The following is a 24494-nucleotide window of genomic DNA, read 5'->3' as shown; positions in this document are numbered from 1 at the left end:
AGACAGAATGGCCTGGACCGACTATTCCGCCGCGCCAGAACCGGGAACGCCGCTCTGCAACGCCCGCGACGTGCAGACCGTGCTGTCGCTGGCGGTCCGCACCGCCAAGGGGGATTTCCCGATGCTGGTCGTACGGACCGATGACGGCCTGCGGGCTTACGTCAACGCCTGCCCGCATCAGCATCTGCCGCTGGACCATCGCGGCGGCCGAATTCTGTCGGCGGACCGCGCACGGCTGATGTGCACCGCCCATGGGGCCCGTTTCGACGTTTCCACGGGCAAGGCCATCGACGGCGCCGAATGCGGGCTGGATGCGGTTCCGGTCGCGATCCGGGACGGCATGGTCGTCATCGACCGAATCTGACAGAACCTGGCCGCCGCGCGCCGCAGATCCCGTTGAAACGATCCGTCGCGCCTGACCGGACCCGAACATCGTCCCGTGCCGATGCGATTCTATCCGATGTGGCGGTTGAAATTCCGCCGCGACGAGACGCGGCTCCGGCGCCGCTGGCCCGCTTGGCGCGGCGAGGGCTGGAACCGGGACATCGACACCGTGCTGCAACGGATCGCCGATCACGGCCCCGCAAGCATATCAGAGGTGGGCCAAGGCGAAGTTCGCGGCCGTGGCGGGTGGTGGGACTGGCATCCCTCGAAGACGGCCCTGGAATTCCTGTGGCGGTCCGGGCGGCTGGCGATCAGCCATCGCACAGGCTTCCGCAAGGTCTATGACCTGTCCGAACGGGTGATTCCGGCCGAATACCGCTCGGTCGCGCTGGATCCGGCCCAGGTCATCGACTGGGCGATGTCGGCGGCGCTTGACCGGCTAGGCTTTGCCACGGGCGGCGAACTGGCGGCCTTCTTCGACATCGCCACCCGCGACGAGGCGCGGCACTGGTGCACGGGCGCGCTGTCCACCGGCCGCATCGTCGAGGTCGAGGTCGAAATGGCCGACGGATCGCGGCGGCGCAGCCTTTCGACGCCGGCGACGTTGGACCGCCTGCCCGCGCTGCCCCGGCCATCGCCGCGTGTGCGGCTGCTGTCGCCCTTCGATCCCGCCTTGCGCGACCGGGCGCGGGCAGAGCGCCTGTTCGGCTTTCGCTATCGAATCGAGATTTTCGTGCCCGCAGCCCGGCGGCGCTACGGTTATTACGTGTTCCCGGTGCTGCAGGGGGACCGGCTGATCGGACGGCTGGATGCGAAACGCGACGCAGGCATCCTGTCGGTGCGCGCCTTCTGGCCCGAACCGGGGCTGCGGATGGGCCAGGTCCGGCAGGCGGCCCTGATGGCCGAATTGCAGCGCATCCTGCCCTTGGCCAAGGTTTCCGACATCCGCTTCGCGCCGGACTGGCTGCGCGCCTGACCGCACACCGGCATGGGCCGCGCCGAAAACGCGCCATGCCCGGCCTTCTTCTTCATGAAAATATCCTCGGGGGTCCGGGGGCAGACGGCCCCCGGCCTTGGGGCCGCCCCGAACCCGTCCCCGTATCGTGGGGCGGGCGCCCTAATCCCGCCCTTGTCGATGGCCCACCCGCGCCAGCAGGATCACCGGCAGGATCCCCACCAGGACGATGGCCCAGGCGGCGATGGCGCCCTCCTCATAGGTCCCGCGCGAGGCCTCGCCATACAGGTGCGTGGCCAGGGTTTCAAAATTCAGCGGACGCAGCAGCAGGGTGGCGGACAACTCCTTCATGCAATCCACGAAGACCAGCAGCCCGGCCGCCGCCAGCGCGGGTTTCGACAAGGGCAGGTGGACATGGCGCAACATGCCCGTCACCCCCTGCCCCAGCGTCCGCGCCGACTGGTCATAGCTGCGCGGGATGCGCGTCAGCCCGGCCTCGACCGAGCCGATGGAAATGGCCAGGAACCGCGCCAGATAGGCATAGCCCAGGGCCGCGCCCGATCCGATCAGCACAAGGCCGGTCCCGGCGCCGAACCAGGCCTGGACGGTGCGGTCGATCCACTGATCCAGGCCAGCCGCCACGATCAGGATGCCCAGCGCCAGGATCGTGCCCGGCATCGCATAGCCGACCGACGCGGTGCGGTGCACGATCTGCATCCCCCGTCCCGGCACCACGCGCGCGGCATAGGCGACCGCCAGCCCGCAGACCAGCACCAGGGCCGTGGCCGCCGCCGACAGCAGGAACGTGTTGCCCGCCTCGACCAGCAGGCGGTCGGACAGGCCCGCGAACCGGAACCGCTGCCATGCCTCGACCGCAAGATACAGGGCAGGCAGCAGAAAGCCGAATACCACGGGCAGAAGGCCCAGGACAAAGGCCGCGATCCCCGCCCGCCCCCGCAGCGGCTGGCGCGCGAGGCTGCGGGCCCGCTGCACCCCCACCGAGTAACGCTGCCGCCGCCGTGCCCAGCGTTCCAGCGAGATCAGCGCCACCACCACCAGCAGCATCGCCAGCGCGATCTGCGCCGCGCCGGGCAGATCGGACCGCGTGACCCAGGTGGTATAGACCGAAATCGTCAGCGACCGGACGCCCAGGAATTCCGACGCGCCGATGTCGTTCAGCGTTTCCATCAGCGCCAGGCTGACGCCCACCGCGATGGCCGGACGCGCCAGCGGCAGCGCCACCCGCCAGAAGATCCGGCCCCGGCTGGTGCCCAGGGTGCGCGCCGCCTCGACCAGGTTGGCGGCCTGGGTCATGAACATCGCCCGCGTGGGCAGATAGACATAGGGAAACAGCACCAGGCTCAGCAGCCCGACAGCCCCGGCCATGGACCGGATGTCGGGCAGGCGGAAATCGCGCGGGCTGTCATAGCCCAGGATGGCGCGGACCAGCGACTGGAACGGTCCCAGCGGATGCAACAGGTCCAGATAGGCGTAGGCCACGATATAGGTCGGAACAGCCAAGGGCAGCAGCAGCGCCCATTCCAGCATCCGCCGACCCGGAAAATCATAGGCCGTCACCAGCCAGGCCATCGCCGTGCCGAGGGCGGCCGTCAGCACCCCCACCCCGGCCATCAGGATCGCCGTCTGTCCCAGGGCATGGGGCAGGACGTTGCGGACAAGATGCGTCCACAGCCCGTCCGATCCCTGCGCCGCCTGCCAGCCAAGCGCCAGCACGGGCAGCAGGACAAGGCCCGCGATCAGCAGGCTTGCAAGAACCCACCCCCGTGCGCCAAGGCGAAAGGAGCGGGCGGGCCTGGGGGCGGTGTCGGTCGCGAGATCCGTCATGCAAAGGATCCGGGCGCGCGGCAGACGCGGCCCGGACCGGGCCTTCAGTTGTCGAAGCCGACGCGGTCCACCAGCGCGCTGGCCTCGGCGCGGTTTTCCACGATTTCGGTCAACGGGATCGAGTCGGTCTGCAAGTCGCCGAAGGACGCGACGATGGGGTCGAGCGCCGCGCCGGGCTTGACGGGGTATTCGTAATTCGCCTCGCCATAGATCTTTTGCGCCTCGTCGGACACCAGGAATTCCAGCAGCTGCACGGCCTCGTCGCGATTGGGGGCGTTCTTGGCCACGGCAGCGCCGCTGATGTTCACATGGGTTCCGCCGTTTTCGAAGGTGGGCAGGATCACCTTGATCCCGTCGCCCCAGGCGCGCTGTTCGTCGCCGCCCGTGCCCGACCGCATCAGCCCCACGTAATAGCTGTTGGCAATCGCGATGTCGCAGATGCCGCCCAGAATGTCCTTGGCCCCGTCGCGGTCGCCGCCGCCCGCCTGGCGGGCCAGGTTGGCCTTCAGCCCGGTCAGCCATTCCTCGGTCGCCGCGGCGTCGTAATGGGCCATAAAGGCCGAAAACAGCGCGGTGTTATAGGGATGCTGGCCCGACCGGATGCAGATCCGGCCCTTCCATTCGGGATCGGCCAGTTCCTCATAGGTGATGCTGTCAAGATCAAGATCCTTGGCCGCATAGATCACGCGGGCGCGCATCGACAGCCCGAACCATTGATTGTTCGGATCGCGCAGGTTTTCGGGAATGGCATCGGTCAACACCGGGGATTCGACCGGCTGAGTCAGCCCCTTGTCCACCAGATCGGCCAGATTGCCCGCATCCACCGCCATCAGCAGATCCGCGGGCGAGCTTTCGCCTTCGGACGCCACGCGTTCCGCCAGACCGTCTTTGAGAAACACCGTGTTGACCGTGATCCCGGTCGATTCCGTAAAGGCTTGCAACAGAGGCTCGATCAGGCCCGGCTCGCGCGAGGTGTAGAGGTTCAGTTCCTGAGCAAGCCCGGCCCCGGCCCCGCAGGACAAGGCGGCGCCGGCCAGAACGGCGCGCAGGAAGATCGGTTTGGTGTTCATGGTCTGAAAGCCTCCTCGAGGTTGGTTTTCAGCGGTCATACAGATACTGGAACGCTTAGTCTACAATTTCTCTCAAGTTTATTCCGGGCCGGGCAGGATGGTGTCGATCCGCCGGTTGTCGTCGGCAAAGACATGGATCTGCGCGCCGTTCAGTTGCAGGCTGACCTTTTCGCCGATGGACATGGGAATGCGGACATGGGAATGCATCCGCAGCGTTTCCGCCAGCGGATGGACCAGAATGTCGATCTGTTCGCTTTCCCCCATGAAGGTCTTGGCGACCACGCGGGCGGAAATGCCGTGCCCGTCCGGCCCGATCGACAGGGCCTGCGGGCGGATGCAGGCCAGGGCAAGCGCGCCGTCGGGCAGGTCCAGGGCGGCGGGAAAGGTGCCGATGGGGGTTTCGATCCGGCCCTGCGACCAGATGCCGGTCAGGCGGTTGCACGGTCCCATGAATTCGGCGGCATAAGGCGATGCGGGCCGGTCATAGATCTCGAACGGGGTGCCCGCCTGCTCGATCCGTCCCGCGCGCATCAGCACGACCAGATCGCCCACGGCCAGCGCCTCTTGCGGGTCGTGGGTGACGATGATGGCGCTGGTGCCGATCTTGCGCAGGATCGCCAGGGTTTCGCGCCGCACCCGTTCGCGCAGGCCCTGATCCAGGTTGGAAAACGGCTCGTCCATCAGCAGGACCGCGGGCTGCGGCGCAAGCGCGCGGGCCAGGGCCACCCGCTGCTGTTCGCCCCCCGACAGCGAATGGGGATAGCGGCCGGTCAGATGGCCCAGGCCGATCCGGTCCACCACCTCGGCCAGGCGGCGCCCCTGATCGGGCCGGGACAGGTGGCGCAGGCCGAAGGCCAGGTTTTCCGCGACGCTGAGATGCGGGAACAGCGCATAGTCCTGGAACATGAATCCGATGCGGCGCTGTTCGGGTTCGACGAAATGGCCGGGGCCGACGATGGGGGCGCCGTTCATCAGGATGGTGCCGTTGTCGGGGCGGTCCACCCCCGACACGATCCGCAGCAGCGTCGATTTACCGCAGCCCGATTCCCCCAGCAGGCAGGTGATCCGCCCCGGCGGAATCGTCAGGGAAATGTCCGACAGCACCTCGCGGCCGCCAAAGCGGCGCGACACGCCGCGCAGTTCCAGGGACGATGCCGGGGCGGTGGGCATGGCATGACCTTTCTGCGGACACCAACACGGGGGACCGGCTGGCGGGCCGATCCGGTCGATCGTTCCTAGCGGGTAAGGCCCGGCCTCTCCACCCCCCAAGCGCGGCGGCCGGGGAACAAGAACGTCATGACGACGGACGGCCGGCTGGCTTGGGACGCACAAGACGATTGACAAAAGGCCTGCGTGGCACATCATCCTCTTGTGAAAAAGGGTTTGTCCTGTGCGCCTTGGGGTTCTTGTCGCTGCATCGGCTCTGGTCTGGCTGTCGTGGGATCCGGTCCGCGCCCAGGCGCCCGACGCGGAACCGTCCGCCCAGGCCCATGCCCTGCGCCAGGTGATCGCGATGATGGAGGCCGAGGCCGCCGAACTGAAACCACGGCTGGAAACGGCGCGGGGCCAGCTTGCCGACCTGACCCGCCAGATCGACGAGGTGACGGCACGGCTGGAAACCGGGCGCGCGGATCTGATCCGCCTGCAAACGGATCAGGACCGGATCAAGGCGGCGATCGCCGAACGCCGGGCGGAACGGGATCGCCAGACGACCGCCATTCAGGCTGCACAAGCCGAACTGTCGGATCTGACCGACCAGATCGACGACGCCCGCGCCCAGGCCGAGGCCGGGCAAGCCGCGTTCCAGACGGCGCAGGCGGACCTGACGGGATTGACCGACCGGATCGGGTCCGCGCGCGCCGAACTGGCCGACCTGACCGCCCGGCAAGAGGCCGCGCAGGCGTCGCTGGCCCGATCGCAGGATCTGGCCGCCCAGATCGCCGATCAGGAACGCCGCGTGGGCGAACTGACCGAAAGCGTCCGGCAACTGACCGCCGAACTGACCGTCCTGACACGCGTGCGCGATGCCGCCCTGTCCGGGCCGGAACCCGAGGCCCAGGCGGAATCCGAACCGGGCGCAGCCATCGCCGCTGCAACGGCCGCGCCCGATCCCCGGCCGCCGGGGCCACGTCGCGATCCGGCCCTGGTCGATGCCGCCCTGGCCCAGGCCCCCGCCCTGCCCGCGGCCGCCCAGCGCGCCCGGCTGCGGGATCTGCTGATCGGCGGGCATTGCGCCACCGACGCCCTGCGGCAGGTCCAGGATCCGATCAACCGCCAGACGCTGCTGGTTCTTGTGGGGCGGCTGGGGGGATGCTGACATTCCGTACGGGAAAGGACAGGACGATGCGGCTTTCCAAACCTTTGCTGCACTTGGCCGTGGCGGTCTGGATGATCGTCGCCGGACAGGCCGGGCCGGTGGGCGCGCAGGATGCCCGGCTCAGCATCATGACCGGCGCGCCGACCGGCACCTATATCCAGATCGGCCGCGACCTGGGCAATCTGATGCAGACCTGCGGGCAGACGCTGGATGTCGTGGAATCGGCAGGCTCGCTGGAAAACTTTCTGGCCGTGCGGCAGCGTCCGAACACGCAGTTCGGGATCGTCCAGAACGACGTGCTGGAATACATGCAGACCTTCGCGGGCGACGATCCGGCCATCGCGCGCGCCATCGCCGGGGTGCGCATCGCCTTTCCCTTGTACGAGGAAGAAGTGCACATCCTGGCCCGCCGCGACATCGCGGATCTGGCCGGGCTTGCGGGCAAGCGCGTGGCCATCGGTGTGGAAAACAGCGGCACCTTTCTGACCGCATCGCTGATCCTGTCGCTGACCGGGATCGAGCCTGCGGAAAAGCGGCTGGTCGCCCCCGCCGACGCCCTGCCGCAACTGAAGGCCGGACAGATCGACGCGTTCTTCTATGTCGCGGGCGCCCCGGCCTCGCTTTATGCCGAAGGCGATATTGACGGCGAACGGTTCCATCTGCTGCCCATCCAGGACGCCACCTTGCAGGCGGTCTATGCCCCGTCCACGCTGGCGGCGGGAACCTATGGCTTTCAGCCCGACCCGGTGCCGCTGGTCACGGTCAAGGCGGTGCTGATGACCTATGAATACGATCCGTCCCGCAACCCGTATCACCGGGCCAGTTGCCAGGGGGTGTCGGATCTGTCGTCGCTGATCCTGACGCGGATCGACACGCTGCGGGCCGAGGGTCATGCGAAATGGCAGTCGGTCGATCTGACCGACATCCCGCCGGGGTGGGAGGTCGGGGCCTGCGTCAATCGTGGCATCGACCCCGGCTATGTCGCCAATTGCACGGCCCCGCCCCAGCCCCAGGCCGTTCCCGCCGACAGCGAAGCGAACGCCGCGTATCGCCGCAACATCTGCGCCGTCATCGGCTGCTAATCAGCGCGCGGCCGGAACGGGGCGCGACCATGGCGATGCCGGTCCCGCCGATCCGTCCCGGCGCAGCGGCACAACCCGCCACCGCGCGACCGGATGGGGAATCAGCGCGCCGGACAATGCGGTTTCAAAGCTGCGCATCGATCCCCGACCGCCCGCCGGGACGTATTCGACCCGAAACCGCGGGGCATCCCCCTGCCAGTGCAGTTCGGTCTGTCCCGCCTTGAACAGCACCTGCCGGACAGGGATCGGAGAGGCGGGCGGTTCAGACCCCTTTGCCGGTTCGTCGGCCCGCAGATCGGCCAGCCGGGCCGCGGCGCCGCGAAGATCGGGCGCCTGTTCATACCAGCCCTTTGCGCGATCCAGATCGACCCCGACCCCGACCCCGGTTTCGTAAAGCTGGCCCAGGTAATAGGCGGCCCGGTCGTTGCCCCACAGCGCCGCACGGGCATAAAGCCGCGCCGCCCGTGCGGGATCCGCCCCGCCTATGGCCAAACCGTCGCTGAGCAGGCGGTCGGGATCGGGCGCATCCTCGACCCTGGCGCGGCCGGGCATGAGGGGAACGGACGCGATGCGGCCGGATGCGGATCCTTGGCCCGCGACACCCTGCATCGCGGTCGCCAGAACCGGGGCAAGGGGCAAAAGGCTGGCGGTCGCGACCGCATCGGCCGACCCGCGATTTCCGGGAATGGGAAACAGGATCAGCAGCCCTGCCGCCGCCGCCGCAAGACCGGCCTTCCAGGGCGTTCCAGGCATGGCATGGGCCGGACCGCGCCGGCCGGGATCCTGCGGCATCACTGCCACGGGATCAGAAAGCGGCTTGACGCGCCCGACCGGTTCGACCGGTGGATCCTGGACCGCAGGCGGGTTTTCCGGCCGCAAGGGCGCCGCGACGGCTTCCGCCCCGGCGGGCTTCGCCACCGGCCGGGCGGAACCGGGAACCACCAGATGCGCAAGACCCCCGTCCTCGGCCAAGGTGGCCAGGCAGGACCGCACGAAATCCGCGTCCATGGCGGTCTGGCCGGTCATCGCCGCCTGGAACAGGCAGCGTTGGACCAGCGTGTCGATCACCCTGGGCACCCCGCCCGACAGGGCATGAAGCCGGCGCGCCCCGCTCTCGTCGAACACCTGGACCCCGGCATGGCACGAACATCCCGACACGCGAAAGCGATGGGCGATATAGGCCGCCGTTTCCGCTTCGTCGAAGGCCACAAGCCTGAACCGTCCGCCGATCCGCGACCGCAGACCATCGTGGACCGCCAGCCGTCTTTGCAGATCCCCGCCATCCATCAGCAGAACGGTCAGAGGACGGTTTTCCCCATCCGCCGCGCCGGTCAGCAGGGCCAGATAATCCAGCCCGTCATCCGACAGGGCCTGCGCCTCGTCCACGATCAGCAAGGCCTGTCCGCCCGCATCCCGCAAGGCGCGCCGGACCGTTTCCGCGCCCTGTTCGGCATCGCCGAAGGCCCGGTCGGGGGCCAGCCCGAACGCCTTGGGCACCTGATGCGGCAGATCGACCAGTTGCGCCCGGATGTGGCCGATCAGGGCCACGCGGCGATGGGCGCCGCAGCGGTCGGCAATCTGCCGGGCCAGCGTGGTCTTGCCGACCCCCGGATCGCCGGACAGGATCAGAACCGGCCGCGATCCGCCCGCCATGGACGACTGGACCGCATCGATCAGCTGGCGGTGGGGTTCGGGCAGAAACCATTGGCCTGCGCGCGGCACCGATCGAAAGCTGGGGCAAAAGGATGAAAAAGGAGACCGATCCATGATCCTATCCGCCAAACCGGGGGACTGGGAAACAACCGCAACGGGACGGGGAAACCTTAAGCCCGTTCGTTAACCATGTCCACCTTGGTTTGTTCCGCAGCCATGCCTTGCCCGCATCGCTTGCACGGATGCCATCGGGGGCGCAGGCGGGGCGGAGGCAAGGATCGTCGTGCAGACCGTCGTGCGCCCGGTGAGACCGCAAGGCTCGGGCCGGGGGGCATTCCTGGTTTGATGCGACGCCGTCGCCAGCGATGTGACCGCGCCAGGGCGCCTGAAGCCACGCCGCCGCCGCGGGGGGCGGGACGCGCCGGTGGAACGGCCCTCGGCCACGCATATCTTAATCGTGGTCGGGGCGGGCAATGCCCTGTCGATGACCACCGCCATTCCGGAACGGGCTTGGGGCGCGCGTGACGGCAGGGGGCTTCAGGCTGAACGAAACCGTCCTGACCTCGGGGCCGCAAGGCGCCGGGATCGGCCCGGACGGGCTGTCGGGCGGCGCCGATCCCCGGCAAGAGGGGATCGCCCTGGGCGGCGGGGGTGCGGCGCGGCAGGCGCCCGACCGGTTTGGCGGGCGTCAGTCCGCAGCCGCGGCCACGCCGTCCAGCCAGCCGTCCACGGCCGGTCCCATCGCCGCGACGATGGCGGTGACCCCGGCGGCGCTTGGATGCAGGCCGTCGTCCTGCATCAGATCGGCAAGGCCCTTTCCTGCCGCCTGTCGTTGCGTGATGGGGGCCAGCAGGTCGGGATACAGCGCCGCGCCATGGGTTTTGGCCAGGTCGGGATACATGGCCTGGAAGTCCTGCTGGAATTCGGGACCGAAGTTGCCGGGGGCGGGCAGGCCGACCAGCATCGCGGGCACGCCCTCGTTCCCCAGCCGGGTCAGGATGGCGTCCAGGTTGGCGCGGCTGATGGCCGGATCGATGCCGCGCAACAGGTCGTTGCCGCCCAGCGCCACGATCATCGCGTCGGGCCGGTCCGCCAGGGTCCAGTCCAGCCGCGACAGCCCCCCCGCCGTGGTGTCCCCGCTGACGCCCGCATTCATCACGATGACGTCATGGCCCGCCTTGCGCAGCCAGTCCTGCAATTGCGGCACCAGCCCCTGATCTTGCGGCAAGCCATAGCCTTGGGTCAGCGAATCGCCAAGCGCCGCAAGCCGCAGCGGTTCGTCCGCCCATCCTGCGGCGGGAATGGCCGCCAGGATCAGCACGGCGAAAATGTCGCGCCGACGCGGGTTGTCCGCGCGGCGGCAAGGCTTAGATGCCAAGGAAGGGTGGCTGGGGGGAACGATGGTCATGACCGATCCGGTTCTGTCGCTGAAGGATGTCCGGCTGACCTTGCAAGGCAATGCCGGGCCGGTGGCGATCTTGCGGGGCATTTCGCTGGATGTCCACCGGGGCGAGACGCTTGGCCTGGTCGGTCCTTCGGGATCGGGCAAATCGTCGCTGCTGATGCTGATGGGCGGGCTGGAACGGGCGACGGCCGGGTCGGTCCAGGCCTTGGGCCACGACCTGACCGCCCTGGACGAAGACGCCCTGGCGCGGTTCCGCCGCACCAGGATGGGCGTGGTCTTCCAGTCCTTTCACCTGATCCCGACCATGACAGCCCTTGAAAACGTGGCGACGCCGCTGGAACTGGCGGGCCACCGCGACGCCTTTGCCCGTGCGGCCGAGGCCCTGGACGGCGTGGGCCTGTCGGCGCGGCGCGACCATTACCCCGCGCAGATGTCGGGCGGCGAACAGCAGCGGGTGGCGCTGGCCCGCGCCACCGCCCCGCGCCCGGCGATCCTGTTGGCGGACGAGCCGACGGGAAATCTGGACGGGGCGAACGGGCAGACGATCATGGACCTGCTGTTCGGGCTGCGCGACCGGCACGGGACGACCCTGGTGCTGGTCACGCACGCCCCGGAACTGGCCGCCCGCTGCGGCCGCGTGGTGCCTCTGCGCGACGGCCGGATTGATACCGAAGATCGCCAGCGCCGGGCCGCGTCGTGATCGCTGCCTGGCGCATCGCCCGGCGCGAATTGCGTGGCGGGCTGTCGGGATTCCGGATTTTCCTGCTGTGCCTGTCTTTGGGCGTCGGCGCCATCGCGGCGGTGGGATCGGTCCGCGCCGCGCTGGAAACCGGCCTGTCGCGCCAGGGCGCGGTGCTGCTGGGGGGCGATGCGGAACTGCGCCTGACCTATCGCTTTGCCGAACCGGCCGAACGGGCCTGGATGGCCTCCCGCGCCGGCCGCCTGTCCGAGGTGGTCGATTTCCGGTCCATGGCCGTGGCGGGCGGGGACGCCGATGCCGAACGCGCCCTGACCCAGGTCAAGGGCGTCGATGGCAACTGGCCCCTGCAGGGGCAAGCGCAGTTCGACCCGCCCCTGCCGGTGGCGCAGGTTCTGGCCGGGCGTGACGGATTGCCCGGCGCGGCGATGGAGCCGCTGCTGATCGACCGGCTGGGGCTGGCCGTGGGCGACCGGTTCCGGCTGGGCGTGCAGGATTTCGTTCTGACCGCCGCGCTGCTGCGCGAACCCGATGCCGCAGGTTCGGGCTTTGGCCTTGGCCCGCGCACGCTTGTCGCGACCGAGGCGCTTGGGCAATCCGGGCTGCTGGCGCCCGGTACCCTTTACGAGACGAGCTATCGGCTGACCCTGCCCGCGGGCGGGACATTGGACGGCCTGCGCGCAGCCGCAATGGCGGAATTCGACGGCGCTGGAATGCGCTGGCGCGACAGCCGCCGAGGCGCGCCGGGCGTCGAACGGTTCGTGGACCGTCTGGGATCGTTCCTGGTCCTGGTCGGGCTGGCCGGGCTGGCGGTCGGCGGGGTGGGCGTGTCGTCCGCCGTGCGCAGCTATCTGGACGGCAAGACTGCGGTGATTGCCACCCTGAAGACCCTGGGGGCCGAGGGACGGACGATCTTTGCCGTCTATTTCATGCAGATCGGCGCACTGACCCTGCTGGGGGTCGGCGCGGGGGTGTTTCTGGGCGGGCTGGCGCCGCTGGCCGTCGCGCCGCTGCTGGAATCGCGCCTGCCGATTCCGGCGGAATTCGCCCTTTACCCCGCACCCCTGGCCGAGTCCGCGCTGTACGGCACCCTGACCGCCCTGATCTTTACCCTTCTGCCCCTGGCGCGGGTCGAGGGCGTGCGTGCCGCCGCCCTGTTCCGGGGCATCGGCGCGGATGCGGCCGCCCGCCCGCGCGGTCCCTATCTGGCGGGCCTGGTGCTGGCGGCGGCGGCGCTGATCGGGGCGGCGACGGCCTTGGCCTCGGTTCCGCGGCTAGCGCTGGGGCTGAGCGCCGGCGTGGCGGCGGCGCTTGGCGCGCTGTGGCTGGCGGCCCGTGGCCTGCGCGCCTTGGCGCGGCGGCTGGCGCGGCATCCTGCCCTGCGCGGGCGCACCGCCCTGCGGCTGGCGATGGGGGCCGTGGGCAATCCGCAGGAAGGCGCGGTGGCCGTGGTTCTGTCGCTGGGACTTGGCCTGACGGTGCTGGCCACCGTCGGCCAGATCGACGCCAACCTGCGCCGCGCCATTGCCGCCGAACTGCCGGAACGCGCGCCGTCGTTTTTCTTCATCGACATCCAGCCCGACCAGCTGGCAGGCTTTCAGGACCGGTTGGCCGCCGATCCCGGCGTGGATGCGGTGGAAACCGCGCCGTCGCTGCGCGGGATCATCACCGCCATCAACGGCATTCCGGCCCGCGAATGGGGCGATCACTGGGTTCTGCGGGGCGACCGGGGCGTCAGCCACGCGGCCGCCCCGCCCGAAGGCACCGTCCTGACGGAGGGCGACTGGTGGCCCGCCGATTACGCAGGTCCGCCGCTGCTGAGCTTTGGCGCCGAGGAGGCCGGGGAACTGGGCCTGGCCGTTGGCGATCGGGTCACGGTCAACATCCTGGGCCGCGACATCACCGCCACGGTGGCGAACCTCCGGCAGGTGGATTTCCGCAGCGGCGGGATCGGCTTTGTCATGATCCTGGACGCCGCAGCCCTGAAGGGCGCGCCCCAGACTCATATCGCCACCGTCCAAGCCGATGCCGGGGCCGAGGGGCGGATCCTGCGCGACATCTCCAACGCCTATCCAAACATCACCGCCGTCAGGGTGCGCGAGGTGGCGCAGCGGGTGGGAGAGGCGATGGCGGCCTTGGCCTCGGCCACGTCGCTGGCGGCGATGGCGACGCTGGCCACCGGGTTCGTGGTCCTGATCGGCGCGGCGGCGGCGGGCGAACGCGCCCGCGTCTTCGAGGCGGCGGTGCTGAAGACCCTGGGGGCCACGCGCCGGCAGGTGCTGGCCAGCTTTGCGTTGCGATCCGCGCTGATGGGCGCTGCGGCGGGGCTGGTGGCGGCAGGTGTCGCCGCCCTGGCCGCTTGGACGATCCTGACGCAGGTGATGGAGATGGACTATCGCTTCGTTCCCGGATCGGCCCTGGGCATCGTCGCCGGGGGCGTTCTGGCCACCCTGGCCGCGGGCCTGGTCTTCGCCCTGCGCCCGCTGTCCGCCCGCCCCGCCCGCGTGCTGCGGGCGAAAGAATAGGGTTCGCGGACCGCATCAAAGACCGGCCAGGGCTGGCCCGCGACAGGACAACGATATGCGGATGGGTCGATGACACCCTGAAAGTCCGGTCAGGACATGCCGTCAGGCCGTGGAGCCATGTCCTTTTCCGGCGTCGTTTTGCAAAGCCAATCCGGCAACCCGGTGCCCGCCCGTCCCGTCACGGCCGCGTCGACGCAGTGCTCCAGGTTCCCGAACCTGACGGCACAGCCTGACAGGCCCGGACCATAATGGGCGTACTTGCCCGAATTCGTCATCAACGTGCGGGTCTCGACGGGAAATACCGGCCGCGAGATCGAGCACCAGCACAGATCGGGAATGATCTGCACGCCAGCCTCCTCCAGCAGGGCCAACGTCCCCTCGGCACGCGCCCGCGTCACGGTTTCGCGGCCGGTGGTCAGGATGGTGGGTATCAGAACCTTGCGTCCCTTCAGCCTGTCGGCCAGCAGGCGGCATTCGTTCAGCGACGCATGGGGGCTGCCCAAGGCAACGAGGTCTATGTTTTCAGAGCTTTCGTTGAGCAGTCGCCAGCCAAGCCTCATGTCCTCCAGGGTGATGCGGCAACGGTCGGCGCCGGCGCCGATCCGCCCCGCCTCTGGCGTGATTCGGTCCACATGCAGCATGGGGGCCGCCGACGTGGTTCCAAACGCCGCACAAAGCGCCTTCAGGTCGTCCGTTCCCGGCATGGCCGCGTCCAGGCCGCGCACAAACGGGATACGGTCGGGCGAAAGCTTTCCGGCAAGATAGCCGATCAGGGGCCAGAACGCGTCATCCACCCCGTCGGGAAGGTCCACGTCGATGATCCGGCGCGCCAGCCGGTGTTCGTCCAGATAAACCCCCGACAGCGGCGCCCGGCCGGTCATCGCGATGCAGAGGTCCAGGAAATCGGGATGCTTGGCCGTGCGCGCGCCCAGGACGCTGTTGGCATAGATGACCGCGTTCGATTCCGCCCAGGCGATCGTTTCGCCCTGCGCCGGGGCGCTGTCCAGCAGATAGGGCGCACAGGTGAAGGTGGCGCGGCAACCCATGCGGACATAGGCATCGGCCAGCCGTTGCGCAGGACCGCCGAAGCTGGGGGGAACGCCTTGCCGACGCCAGTTGTCATGATCGACCGAGATGGCGTTCATCGTCGTGGGCACGATGACCTTGGCGCCCAGGCAGGCCATTCGTTCGGCAAAGGTCAGATTTGCCGGGCTGGCATAGATGCAGCCGTCGATATGCGCCTGGGTCACGTCCACCAGCCGCGTCGCGCCCTGTTGGGCGGCCATCGCGCAGATGATCCGCATCGCCTGCGCGGCGGCCACGCCCGCATCGCCCGCTAGCAGGGCATGGTCGGCGGCGGTCAGATCCAGCGTCCCGGTCGCGGGCGGATTCAAAGGGATCGAGACGGGCCCCGCCTCGATACGGTCCCGGCGGATCCGGGCGGCATCCTGACGGGTCAGGGCGCGAAAGGCCTCTGGCGACAGCCGCAGCACGGGCAGCCGGGCGTCGAACATCTCGGCCGCGATCAGCGCGCCCAGAGTCACCACGTCCTCGGGTTCGGAAAAGATCAGCGCGGCCGGCCCGCGTCCCGACAGGACCAGATCCAGAAGCACGCCCGACCCCGTGCAGGATCCGCGGGTCGAGGGCATCATCAGGATGCAGCCGGTGACACTGCGGCCATGCAGCGGGTGGTGGACGTCGATGATCCGGCCCGTCGCGGGATCGACGCCGCCCCAGAAGCTCAGCGGCTCGGTCGTGGCCAGGACCGGTCCTTCGGCGGTGCCGGGCAGGACGGACAGGGCGGTCGGGGTCATCAGGTCGTCCTGGGCCATGGCGCGGGCGCTCATTGGGTCAGGGCGGGCGTCACGCCCCAGGTGTCGGACAGCATGTAGCCCGCCTGCCAGGGGTCGTCGGGATCGAGGTAGTAGCTGTGCTGGCCAGTGATCCAGGCGCGGCCGGTGATCTGGGGAACGATGCTGGTGCGCCCGCCCACGTTCCGCACCTCGACGATCCGGCCGGTGAAACGCGACCCGATGATCGATTCGTGGATCAGCGCGTCGCCCTGCCCCATCAGCCCGCGCGCCTGCAACACCGCCATGCGGGCCGAGGTGCCGGTCCCCGTGGGCGAACGGTCCGACCGGCCGGGCGCCACGATGCATGTGTTGCGCGCGACCTGCCCCGCGCCCGGAAACGGCATGGCAAATTGCACGATGGACACGCCGCGGACGTTCGGGAAATCGGGATGAGCCACATCGAACTGTTCGCGGGCGGCCTTGCGGATTTTTTCGCCAAGAACAGCAAGATCGCGCGCCTCATCGGGGCGAATCCGGAAACCAAGGGCCTGCGCGTCGACGATGCCGAAGAACATCCCGCCATAGGCGATGTCCAGCGGGATGGTGCCATGCCCCTCGACCTCGAGCGCGCCGTCCAGCACGGCGACAAAGGCGGGGGCGTTGCGGAAGGTGACCGACCGGCACTTGCCGTCCGCGCATTCCGCCGCGACCTCGATCACACCGCCGGGCATGTCCAGGCTGAAGCGGGTCACGGGTTCCCGCATGGGAACCATGCCGGTTTCCAGCAGAACGGTGGCGATGCAGATGGTGTTCGATCCGGACATGGGAACGTATTCGGTCGGCTCCATGACGATGGCGCCCGCCACGCAGCCGGGTGTGACCGGCGGCGTGATGAGGTTGATGTGGCGCGCGACCGATCCGCGCGGCTCGCAGATCAGCAGGCGCCGGATATGGTCGTGATCGCGCTGCATGGCGATCATCCGGTCCATCATGGTGGCCCCTTCGGGGGGCAGCACGCCGCCGACGATGACATCGCCGATCTCGCCCTCGGCATGGCAGCCGATCACGGAGATGGACAGTTTCGAACGCATGGGGGCTTTCCTTTCGCAGTCGCGCGGGGCGTCGGGGCATGGGATACCTTGTGTCAGAACTATGGGGTCATGCGCTGCGCAGGGCGCGGATCCGGTCCAAGAGGACGCATGGCACCCGGACGCCCGTGGCGGCGCTGCGGGCACGGGCGGCGTAGCGCCGGTCCGACGGCAGCCTGAGTCCCGGCTGCGCGGCCGCATCGGCAAAAAAGCCCTCGCCCGCCCTCAGCGCCCCGGAACTGACCGAGGACGGATCGACGGCCAGGATCAGCTGCCCCCCCGGCGGCGGACCGCCGTCGTCCTGGCCCAGGGCGGCCACCTGTCGGCTGGTCATCTCGCCGATCAGCGGGCCTGCGATCAGTTCGACCATCATCGACAGGGCCGATCCCTTGTGGCCGCCGAACAGCAGCAGGGCGCCCGAAAGCGCCGCGCCCGGATCGGCGGTGGGGGCACCCTGCGCGTCGATTGCCCATCCCTCGGGCAGGGTCTCGCCCGCAAGGCGGCGCAGTTCGACTTCGCCGCGCGCGGCAGCACTTGTGGCAAGGTCGAAGACGAAGGGCAGCCCATCGGGGCGAGGCCAGCAGAAGGCGATGGGGTTGGTTCCCATCAGCGGCGCGGTCCCGCCATGCGGCGCCACCGCGCATTGGCCGACGACAAAGCCCCAGGCAACCAGACCGGCCTCGGCCAGGCGTTCCAGATCGGCCCACAACGCCGAAAAGTGATGGGTGTTCGTGATCGCCAGCGCGGCGATGCCGTTTGCCCGCGCGGCGGCGACCAGATGCGGACGGGCGATGTCGGCGGCATGGGGCGCGAAGCCGCGGTCGCCGTCGACCCGCACCAGAGCGGGTTTCAGGCGGTGCAGACAGGGCTGGGCCGCCGGGTTGACCCGGCCCGACCGCAGCGCGGCGACATACCCCTCGACCCGGTAGAGACCATGAGAGCGGCAATCGTCCGCTTCGGCGCGGGCAACCACATCGGCAACCGCCTGCGCGGCCTCGTCCCCAAGGCCATTGGCTGCCAGGACCGAGACGACCAGATCGCGTATCTCGGAGGGCATCAGGGTGCGGGCCTGGTCCATGGGGGACTCTCGGGGGCCTGCCTCCGACAACCCGCAGGCAGGCGTGGCGCCGTCGATCACAGCGTTGCGCCGATGGCGCGCAACTGTTCGATCACCGGGGCCTTGGGCAGCCATATCCGGTCGAACTCGGTGACGATCGCGGTGGTGTCCTCGACCGGGATGTCGTGCATGGCGATGCCGGTCGCGCGGAAATTCTCGATCAGGGCAGGCTCCTCGCTCACAAGGCTGTCGATCTGCTCGTCCAGAACGGTCCTGACCGAGGCGGCGATGACCTCCTGGTCCTTGGGGGGGAGCGCGGCCCAGACCCGGCCCGAGGCGACGGCGGCGGCCGGCATGAACACGGCGTTCATGCGCAGGATCGACTTGGCCACCTTGTCGAACCGCTGGTTCCACGAAAATTCGATATCCGCCTCGAGTCCATCGACTTGCCCGTTCGACATCGCGTCGAAAACCTGCGGGGTGGAGATCGGCGTCGACGCGGCGCCCAGCGACTGATAGAAATCGCGAAAGACCGGGGTGGGGTTGATGCGAAGCTTCATCCCGTTCAGCCCGGCGATGCTGTCGATGGGATCGACCGCAAAGACGGCCCGCATCCCGGTGATCGCCCAGCCAAGGCCGATCGTGCCCGTCTGCGGGGGCAGAACGTCGAACAGTTTCAACACCGCGGGATGACGGACCAGCCTGGCCACCGCCTCGGTCGAGCGCACGAGGTAGGGGGCGTTGATCGCGGCGATGTGGTCCACGCGCGATCCCAGTTCGGCGGCCTGGATGATGCCCATGTCCAAGGCGCCCGACTGCAACTGCTGCATCATGGCGGGTTCGTTGCCCAACTGCCCCGAAGGAAAGACGCCGACCGTCAGCCGCCCGTCAGTCTGCTGGGACAGCACCTCGCCCAGCCGTATCGCCGCGTCGTTCCAGGAATGGCCCACGGGCGTGATGACGCCAAGGCGCAGCTGTCGGGTCTGGGCGCGTGCAATCACCGGCGCCGCCAGCGGCAGGGCGGCGACACCGGCAAGAAGATGGCGACGGGACAGTTTCGGCATGGCGAGGCTCCTGTGTGGATGGTTTCTAAGGGCCGACGAGAATAAGAGAAAGGGCGGGAAAGACCGACAGGATCGCCAGCAGGACGGAGGAAATCAGGAAAAAAGGCATCGTAATCAAGAACATCCGCCCCGGATTGGCGCCGGTCGCCGCCGCCGCGACAAAGAAGCACAATCCCACCGGGGGCGATAGCAGTCCCAGCACCAGGTTGATGACGACCACCACTCCGAAATGATGCGGGTCGATGCCATACACCTCGGTCGCGATGGGCAGCAGGATGGGCACGGTCATGATGAGGCCGGGAATGCCGTCGATCACGGTGCCGATGACCAGCAGGATCACGTTGACCAGCAGCATGAAGACGACCGGATTCCCGGCGACGCCCTGGATCCAGCCTGCGACCCGCTGCGGCACCTGCCCGAACACCAGTATCCATGACAGCACCCCGGCCGCGACGACCAGGAACAGCACGATCGCCGAATACAGGCCTGCGCGGGTCATGATCCGGGGCAGTTCGGCCAAGGACAGTTGACGGGTCCAGAACCGGCCGACGAACAGCGACATGACCGCGCCGATGGCCCCCGCCTCGGTCGCGCTGGCAAGGCCGGTGAAAATCGAGCCGACGATGACGACGGGGATCGCCAGCGACGGCACCGCGGCCCAGACGGTTGCCGCACGCTGGCGCAGGGTCTGGGGCGCACTGCGCGGGAATGTCTGGCGATGGCCGATGATGGCGGTCACGATGCAGAACAGCGCGGTCAGCAGAATGCCGGGCACCAGTCCCGCCATCAGCATGTCCGACACCGATACCTGCGCCATCACGCTGTAGACCACGAACATGACCGAGGGCGGCATGATCGATCCCAACATGCCGCCATAGGCGGTCAGACCGGCCGCGAAATCCTTGTCATAGCCCTTCCGTTCCATTTCGGGAACCATGATCTGGGACATGATCGCGACCTGCGCCGTGGCCGAACCCAGGATCGAGGCCACGAACATGTTCGCGATCACGTTCACATAGGCCAGGCCGCCGCGCAGCGATCCGACGAACGCCATCGCCATCGCCACGATCCGCGCGGTGATGCCGCCCGCGTTCATCAGCTCGCCGATGAGGATGAACAGCGGAATGGCGATCAGCCCATAGCTGTCGACCGCGTTGAACATCTGCAACGGATAGCTTTGAAACAAGATCGGGTTGCCGCTGGTCAGGACGAAAGCGATGGCGGCCACGCAAAGGCACAGCCCGATGGGAACCCCCACCAGCATCACGGCCAGAAAGGCGGCAGAGGTCAGCATCAGTTCACCGCCTCGTCCGCGTTCATCATCGCCGTGCGCTGAACGCGCGGCGCGGCGCCGGTATCCTCGAGCAGGTTGGCGATCCCGTGAACGATCATCGACAGCGCGAAGATCGGCAGGATCAGATAGAGAACCCAGGTGGACCAGTTCAGCGTCTGCGTGCGTTCGGTATAGATGAAGTTGAAGGTCCGGCCCGCGAAGGCCTGCCCGTCAAAGCCTGCTTGCGCCAGGCCCAGCGGATCGAACCACAGCCAGCACATGACCGCGAGGGACAGGGCAAACAGCACCACGGTCAGCGTGGCCGCCACCTGCGCCGCGCGCGCGGTCCGCGGGGACAGCCGTCCGGTCAGCATCGTGACCGCGAAATCCAGCCGCAGCCGGGCCATGGTGGAGGCGCCGATGAAGGTCATCCAGACCATGCAATAGACCGCGAATTCGTCGATCCAGTAAAGCGGCATCCCCAGGTACCGGGTCATGACGTTCAACAGGATGGCGCCGCTGAGCAGCGTCATCAGGACGGCCACGGCGACCTGCTCGACGGCCAGCAGGCTTTCCGACAGCCGGATCACGGACAGCACCGGCTGGCGGCGCAGGGGTCGGTCATGGGCATGGCGGGCTCCTGTGACATGGCGGCGATGGGCGCGGGCCTATCGGACCACAAAGCCGTGGGCGAAGGGATCGCGGTCGGCGTCGATGAAGATGGTGTTGAGGCCGGTCTGGCGGGCCCATCCGGCGATGGACGGGATGATGGCCGGGCGGTCCGCCACGGTCGTCGCGGCCTCGACACGGCCCTTGAAGATGCTGCCGATGATGGATTCGTGATGGAATTCGTCGCCCACGGCCAGCGCGCCCCTGGCCGCCAACTGCGCCATCCGGGCCGATGTTCCGGTGCCGCAGGGCGACCGGTCGATGGCCTTGTCGCCGTAAAAGACCGCGTTGCGCGCATGGGCGCCCGGTCGGGTCGGCCGGCCGGTCCACAGGATGTGCGACAGCCCGTTGATCGCGGGATGTTCGGGATGGACGAAATCGTATTTCGCGTTCAGCGCCGCGCGCAGCGTCAGTGACCAGCCGATCAGCTCGCCCGCTGTATGGTCCGCCATGTCGCGGAAATTCGCCTGCGGTTCGACGATGGCATAGAAATTGCCGCCATAGGCCACATCCACGACGATCTCTCCCAGCCCCTCGACCCGCGCGGTCAGGCCCTCGGCGTGAAGGAAGCCCGGCACGTTCGTCAGGCGCACTTCCTCGACAAAGCGGCCGTCCTGGCGGTATTCGATGTCCACCTTGCCGGCGGGCGTCTCGATGGACAGGCGGCCGGGGGTGCGGGGCAGGATCAGGCCGTTCTCGATTCCCATGGTGATGGTGCCGATGGTGCCGTGGCCGCACATCGGCAAACAGCCCGAGGTTTCGATATACAGCACCGCCACGTCGCAATCGGGCCGCGTGGGGGGATACAGGATCGCGCCCGACATCATGTCGTGGCCGCGCGGTTCGAACATCAGGCCGGTGCGGATCCAGTCAAAGTCGCGCAGGAAATGGGCGCGCCTTTCCAGCATGTCGGCGCCCTCCAGCCGGGGGGCGCCGCCCGCGACAAGACGGACGGGGTTGCCGCAGGTGTGGCCGTCGATGCAGGGAAAGATGTATTGGGTCATGTCCGTTTTCCGAAGCGCGCCGGGGAAAAGGGCGCAAGGTCGATGGGGGGCGGGGCGCCGGTCGCAAGATCGGCCACGATCCGCGCGGTGCCCGCCGATTGGGTCAGGCCCAGATGGCCATGGCCGAAGGCGCAGGTCACGTTCGGATGGCCGGGCAGCGGGCCGATGGCGGGCAGGCTGTCGGGCAGGGACGGGCGGAACCCCATCCATTGCGTCCCGCCAAAGGTGCGCAGGCCGGGCAGGAAGGCGGCGGCCTTGTCCAGCATCGCCTGGGACCGTTTGAAATTCGGCGGCAGGTCCAGCCCGCCCAGTTCCACCGCCCCGCCGACGCGGATGCCCGACGACAGCCGCGACACGACGAAGCCGTGCCCGCCGAACGTCACCTGGCAGCGCAGGTCAAAGGCGTCCGTGGGCAGCGTGGTGTTGTAGCCCCGTTCGGTTTCCAGCGGGATCCGCACGCCCAGCGTCCGCGCCAGCCGGTGGGAAAACGCCCCCGCCGCCAGCACCACCCGGCCCTTCATCGGCCCGTTGGCGGTGACGACGCCGTCCTCGGTCAGCCCGGTCGCCTCGGCGATGACGATCCTGCCGCCATTCGCGCGGAACCGTTCGGCAAGCGCCAGGGTGTAATCGCGCGGGTCGGCGATGGAATACCAGCCCGGCGTGAAGGTGCCGCGCTTGAAGCGCGGCGACAGGCCGGGCTGGATTTCGGTCATCTCCTCAGGCGTCAGGTGGCGGAAGGCGATGCCGTGGTCGGCCCGCGCCTGCCAGCCCGGCAGGGACGCGTCGAATTCCGCCTGCCCTTCATAGACCTGAAGGTTGCCATCCTTGCGCAGCATCGCCTGCGTTCCGGTGGCCTCCAGAAAGGGTTCCAATTCCACCTTGGACAGATCCATCAGCGCGGTCTGGCCGCGCGTCGATTCCGCCACCCGCGCAGGCGAACAGGCCCGCCAGAACCGCCACATCCACGGCGCGATCCGCAGCGCATAGGCGGGCGGCACCGACAGCGGTCCCAGCGGGTCCAGCAGCCAGCGGGGCGCCTTTTTCATGATTCCGGGCGAGGCCAGCGGCAGGATGTCGGTAAAGGCAAAGGCCCCCGCGTTCCCGGCCGAAGCGCCTGCGGCGGGGCCTTCGCGGTCGATCACCGTGACCGGAACGCCGCGCGCCCGCAACGCCAGGGCGGCGGACAGGCCGACCACGCCCGCGCCGATGACGATCACGTCCCGCGTGGCCATCTCAGTGCGTGGCCGACAGGAATTTCTGCAATTCGGGATCCCTTGGCGCGCCGAACAAATGGTCGGGAGGCGCGATCTCGGCCATGACCCCCTTGTGGAAGAACGCCACGCGGTCGGACACCTCGCGCGCGAATTTCATCTCGTGGGTGACGCAGATCATCGTCATCCCCTCGCGGGCCAGCATCCGCAGCGTGTCCAGAACCTCGCCCACTAGTTGCGGATCCAGGGCCGACGTCACCTCGTCGAACAGCATGTAGCCGGGCGACATGGCCAATGCGCGGGCGATCGCCATGCGCTGTTGCTGGCCGCCCGACAGGCGCGAGGGATAGACCGCCAGCTTGTCGCCCAGCCCCACGTGGTTCAGTTGCTTGACGGCCTCGGCCTCGGCTTCGGCCTTGGGCCGCTTGAGAACCTTGACCTGGGCCAGCATCACGTTTTCCAGCACGGTCAGGTGCGGAAAGGCATTGAACTGCTGAAAGACGATGCCGATCTTGCGGCGCAGCCTGTTCAGGTCGGTGGCCTTGGCGTGAACCTCGGTCCCGTCCACCAGGATGCGCCCGGAATCAATCGGCTCCAGCCCGTTGATGCAGGTCAGCAGGGTCGATTTTCCCGACCCCGACCCGCCGATGACCGTCACCACCTCGCCCTTCTGGACGGTCAGGTCGATGCCCTTGAGGACTTCCAGCGTCCCGAAGGACTTGCGGACGTTTTCAATCTCAATCATGGGACCACCGTTTTTCCAGATAGCCGCCCAGCCGGGCCAGCGGGAACGAGATGACGAAGTAGAAGGCGCCGCAGATCAGCAGCAACAGCAGCGGTTCCTGCAACCGGGTGATGAGGATCTGCGTCGATTTCAGCAGTTCCGTCACCTGCACGATATAGACTAGCGCGGAATCCTTCATCACCCCCAGCGCCAGCCCGATCCAGGACGGCAGGGCCACGCGCGTGGCCAGCGGCAGCACGATGGACCACATGTCCTGGCCCCAGCTCATGCCCAGCGACCGCGCCGCGCGGCGGGTGGTCATCGGCACGGCCTCGATTCCTCCGCGCACGATTTCCGAACAGAACGCGGCCGTGTACAGCGACAGGATGATGCAGGCCACCGTGAAGCCCGACAGGTTCAGCCGCAGGATGGTGCCCAGAAAGGCATTGGCCAGCACCAGCTGGATCAAGAGCGGGATCGACCGGAACACGTCCAGAACGAAGGTCAGCGGCGCCGCCCAGAGGGGGCCGACCTGATAGCGAAAGACGCCGAAGACGATGCCCAGCACGGTCCCGGCAATGACCGCGATCAGCGTGACCAGGATCGTCACGCCCGCGCCGCGGGCCAGAAAGGCGAAATCGGCGGAGGTCAGCGCGGTGTCGAACATGGCCAGCCCCC

21 protein-coding genes are annotated in these 24494 nt (G+C 68.5%); 6 read left to right on the top strand and 15 right to left on the bottom strand.

Annotated features, from left to right (window positions below; all coding sequences use genetic code 11):
• Positions 1 to 7 precede the first annotated feature (7 nt).
• Positions 8 to 364 (top strand): Rieske (2Fe-2S) protein, encoded by a 357-nt coding sequence (locus CHB77_RS04115; protein ID WP_089386911.1) that lies wholly within the window; start codon positions 8 to 10, stop codon positions 362 to 364.
• 81 nt (positions 365 to 445) lie between these two features.
• A complete protein-coding gene (locus CHB77_RS04110) occupies positions 446 to 1360 on the top strand; it encodes a winged helix-turn-helix domain-containing protein (RefSeq protein ID WP_089386910.1) in 915 nt (304 codons plus the stop codon).
• A 141-nt stretch (positions 1361 to 1501) separates the two neighbouring features.
• Here CHB77_RS04110 and CHB77_RS04105 read toward each other — a convergent pair whose 3' ends face one another.
• The 3 genes from CHB77_RS04105 to CHB77_RS04095 form a co-directional block, all read right to left on the bottom strand.
• Positions 1502 to 3184, bottom strand: coding sequence for an ABC transporter permease (locus CHB77_RS04105; RefSeq protein ID WP_089386909.1), 1683 nt, complete (start codon positions 3182 to 3184; stop codon positions 1502 to 1504).
• 44 nt (positions 3185 to 3228) lie between these two features.
• The gene (locus tag CHB77_RS04100) at positions 3229 to 4254 is read right to left on the bottom strand and encodes a Fe(3+) ABC transporter substrate-binding protein (RefSeq protein ID WP_089386908.1); all 1026 of its coding nucleotides are present in this window, start codon (positions 4252 to 4254) and stop codon (positions 3229 to 3231) included.
• Positions 4255 to 4332: 78 nt separating this feature from the next.
• Positions 4333 to 5424 (bottom strand): ABC transporter ATP-binding protein, encoded by a 1092-nt coding sequence (locus CHB77_RS04095; protein WP_089386907.1) that lies wholly within the window; start codon positions 5422 to 5424, stop codon positions 4333 to 4335.
• A 220-nt stretch (positions 5425 to 5644) separates the two neighbouring features.
• Between CHB77_RS04095 and CHB77_RS04090 the strand changes: the two genes are divergently transcribed.
• Both CHB77_RS04090 and CHB77_RS04085 read left to right on the top strand, forming a co-directional pair.
• The gene (locus CHB77_RS04090) at positions 5645 to 6571 is read left to right on the top strand and encodes a hypothetical protein (RefSeq protein ID WP_089386906.1); all 927 of its coding nucleotides are present in this window, start codon (positions 5645 to 5647) and stop codon (positions 6569 to 6571) included.
• 26 nt (positions 6572 to 6597) lie between these two features.
• Complete coding sequence (locus CHB77_RS04085) at positions 6598 to 7653, top strand: TAXI family TRAP transporter solute-binding subunit (RefSeq protein WP_089386905.1); 1056 nt, start codon at positions 6598 to 6600, stop codon at positions 7651 to 7653.
• On the opposite strand, the gene CHB77_RS04080 is transcribed toward CHB77_RS04085, so the two are convergent.
• Together CHB77_RS04080 and CHB77_RS04075 are read right to left on the bottom strand one after the other, a co-directional pair.
• Positions 7654 to 9420, bottom strand: a complete 1767-nt coding sequence (locus tag CHB77_RS04080) for an AAA family ATPase (RefSeq protein WP_089386904.1) — start codon at positions 9418 to 9420, stop codon at positions 7654 to 7656. It lies immediately after the preceding gene.
• A gap of 574 nt (positions 9421 to 9994) precedes the next feature.
• Complete coding sequence (locus tag CHB77_RS04075) at positions 9995 to 10714, bottom strand: arylesterase (RefSeq protein ID WP_089386903.1); 720 nt, start codon at positions 10712 to 10714, stop codon at positions 9995 to 9997.
• Here CHB77_RS04075 and CHB77_RS04070 point away from each other — a divergent pair.
• Both CHB77_RS04070 and CHB77_RS04065 read left to right on the top strand, forming a co-directional pair.
• Positions 10713 to 11411, top strand: coding sequence for an ABC transporter ATP-binding protein (locus CHB77_RS04070; RefSeq protein ID WP_089386902.1), 699 nt, complete (start codon positions 10713 to 10715; stop codon positions 11409 to 11411). The two genes, CHB77_RS04075 and CHB77_RS04070, sit on opposite strands and share 2 nt — an antisense overlap.
• Positions 11408 to 13933 carry an ABC transporter permease gene (locus CHB77_RS04065; RefSeq protein ID WP_089386901.1) on the top strand — a complete coding sequence of 842 codons (2526 nt, stop codon included), beginning with the start codon at positions 11408 to 11410 and terminating at the stop codon, positions 13931 to 13933. The genes CHB77_RS04070 and CHB77_RS04065 overlap by 4 nt, the downstream gene beginning before the upstream one ends.
• An 89-nt stretch (positions 13934 to 14022) precedes the next feature.
• On the opposite strand, the gene lhpI is transcribed toward CHB77_RS04065, so the two are convergent.
• The 10 genes from lhpI to CHB77_RS04015 form a co-directional block, all read right to left on the bottom strand.
• Positions 14023 to 15747 carry a cis-3-hydroxy-L-proline dehydratase gene (lhpI, locus tag CHB77_RS04060; protein ID WP_089387156.1) on the bottom strand — a complete coding sequence of 575 codons (1725 nt, stop codon included), beginning with the start codon at positions 15745 to 15747 and terminating at the stop codon, positions 14023 to 14025.
• Positions 15748 to 15776: 29 nt separating this feature from the next.
• Complete coding sequence (locus CHB77_RS04055) at positions 15777 to 16817, bottom strand: proline racemase family protein (RefSeq protein ID WP_089386900.1); 1041 nt, start codon at positions 16815 to 16817, stop codon at positions 15777 to 15779.
• 67 nt (positions 16818 to 16884) lie between these two features.
• Positions 16885 to 17892, bottom strand: a complete 1008-nt coding sequence (locus CHB77_RS04050; protein ID WP_089386899.1) for an Ldh family oxidoreductase — start codon at positions 17890 to 17892, stop codon at positions 16885 to 16887.
• Positions 17893 to 17948: 56 nt separating this feature from the next.
• Complete coding sequence (locus tag CHB77_RS04045) at positions 17949 to 18935, bottom strand: TRAP transporter substrate-binding protein (RefSeq protein ID WP_089386898.1); 987 nt, start codon at positions 18933 to 18935, stop codon at positions 17949 to 17951.
• Positions 18936 to 18960: 25 nt separating this feature from the next.
• Complete coding sequence (locus CHB77_RS04040) at positions 18961 to 20229, bottom strand: TRAP transporter large permease (protein ID WP_089386897.1); 1269 nt, start codon at positions 20227 to 20229, stop codon at positions 18961 to 18963.
• Positions 20229 to 20798: a TRAP transporter small permease gene (locus tag CHB77_RS04035; RefSeq protein ID WP_242626520.1), complete on the bottom strand. Its 570-nt coding sequence runs from the start codon at positions 20796 to 20798 to the stop codon at positions 20229 to 20231. Before CHB77_RS04035 ends, CHB77_RS04040 begins: the two co-directional genes overlap by 1 nt.
• A gap of 78 nt (positions 20799 to 20876) precedes the next feature.
• Positions 20877 to 21881 carry a 4-hydroxyproline epimerase gene (locus CHB77_RS04030; protein ID WP_089386896.1) on the bottom strand — a complete coding sequence of 335 codons (1005 nt, stop codon included), beginning with the start codon at positions 21879 to 21881 and terminating at the stop codon, positions 20877 to 20879.
• Positions 21878 to 23113, bottom strand: coding sequence for an NAD(P)/FAD-dependent oxidoreductase (locus CHB77_RS04025; protein WP_089386895.1), 1236 nt, complete (start codon positions 23111 to 23113; stop codon positions 21878 to 21880). The genes CHB77_RS04030 and CHB77_RS04025 overlap by 4 nt, the downstream gene beginning before the upstream one ends.
• Before the next feature lies 1 nt (position 23114).
• Entirely contained in the window at positions 23115 to 23837 is a 723-nt protein-coding gene (locus tag CHB77_RS04020) for an amino acid ABC transporter ATP-binding protein (RefSeq protein WP_089386894.1), read from the bottom strand.
• On the bottom strand, positions 23830 to 24483 hold the full coding sequence (locus CHB77_RS04015) for an amino acid ABC transporter permease (RefSeq protein ID WP_089386893.1): 654 nt from the start codon (positions 24481 to 24483) through the stop codon (positions 23830 to 23832). The genes CHB77_RS04020 and CHB77_RS04015 overlap by 8 nt, the downstream gene beginning before the upstream one ends.
• Between the last annotated feature and the right edge of the window lie 11 nt (positions 24484 to 24494).

Source organism: Paracoccus sediminis (genome assembly GCF_900188295.1).
GTDB lineage: Bacteria > Pseudomonadota > Alphaproteobacteria > Rhodobacterales > Rhodobacteraceae > Paracoccus > Paracoccus sediminis.
This window is presented reverse-complemented; position numbering and strand designations above follow the sequence as displayed.

Excerpts from the sequence above, each read along its gene's own strand:
- CHB77_RS04115 (WP_089386911.1), top strand. The coding sequence starts at position 8 with ATGGCCTGGACCGACTATTCCGCCGCGCCAGAACCGGGAACGCCGCTC.
- CHB77_RS04110 (WP_089386910.1), top strand. The coding sequence starts at position 446 with ATGCGATTCTATCCGATGTGGCGGTTGAAATTCCGCCGCGACGAGACG.
- CHB77_RS04105 (WP_089386909.1), bottom strand. The coding sequence starts at position 3,184 with ATGACGGATCTCGCGACCGACACCGCCCCCAGGCCCGCCCGCTCCTTT.
- CHB77_RS04100 (WP_089386908.1), bottom strand. The coding sequence starts at position 4,254 with ATGAACACCAAACCGATCTTCCTGCGCGCCGTTCTGGCCGGCGCCGCC.
- CHB77_RS04095 (WP_089386907.1), bottom strand. The coding sequence starts at position 5,424 with ATGCCCACCGCCCCGGCATCGTCCCTGGAACTGCGCGGCGTGTCGCGC.
- CHB77_RS04085 (WP_089386905.1), top strand. The coding sequence starts at position 6,598 with ATGCGGCTTTCCAAACCTTTGCTGCACTTGGCCGTGGCGGTCTGGATG.
- CHB77_RS04080 (WP_089386904.1), bottom strand. The coding sequence starts at position 9,420 with ATGGATCGGTCTCCTTTTTCATCCTTTTGCCCCAGCTTTCGATCGGTG.
- CHB77_RS04070 (WP_089386902.1), top strand. The coding sequence starts at position 10,713 with ATGACCGATCCGGTTCTGTCGCTGAAGGATGTCCGGCTGACCTTGCAA.
- CHB77_RS04075 (WP_089386903.1), bottom strand. The coding sequence starts at position 10,714 with ATGACCATCGTTCCCCCCAGCCACCCTTCCTTGGCATCTAAGCCTTGC.
- lhpI (WP_089387156.1), bottom strand. The coding sequence starts at position 15,747 with ATGACCCCGACCGCCCTGTCCGTCCTGCCCGGCACCGCCGAAGGACCG.
- CHB77_RS04055 (WP_089386900.1), bottom strand. The coding sequence starts at position 16,817 with ATGCGTTCGAAACTGTCCATCTCCGTGATCGGCTGCCATGCCGAGGGC.
- CHB77_RS04050 (WP_089386899.1), bottom strand. The coding sequence starts at position 17,892 with ATGGACCAGGCCCGCACCCTGATGCCCTCCGAGATACGCGATCTGGTC.
- CHB77_RS04045 (WP_089386898.1), bottom strand. The coding sequence starts at position 18,935 with ATGCCGAAACTGTCCCGTCGCCATCTTCTTGCCGGTGTCGCCGCCCTG.
- CHB77_RS04040 (WP_089386897.1), bottom strand. The coding sequence starts at position 20,229 with ATGCTGACCTCTGCCGCCTTTCTGGCCGTGATGCTGGTGGGGGTTCCC.
- CHB77_RS04030 (WP_089386896.1), bottom strand. The coding sequence starts at position 21,881 with ATGACCCAATACATCTTTCCCTGCATCGACGGCCACACCTGCGGCAAC.
- CHB77_RS04025 (WP_089386895.1), bottom strand. The coding sequence starts at position 23,113 with ATGGCCACGCGGGACGTGATCGTCATCGGCGCGGGCGTGGTCGGCCTG.
- CHB77_RS04020 (WP_089386894.1), bottom strand. The coding sequence starts at position 23,837 with ATGATTGAGATTGAAAACGTCCGCAAGTCCTTCGGGACGCTGGAAGTC.
- CHB77_RS04015 (WP_089386893.1), bottom strand. The coding sequence starts at position 24,483 with ATGTTCGACACCGCGCTGACCTCCGCCGATTTCGCCTTTCTGGCCCGC.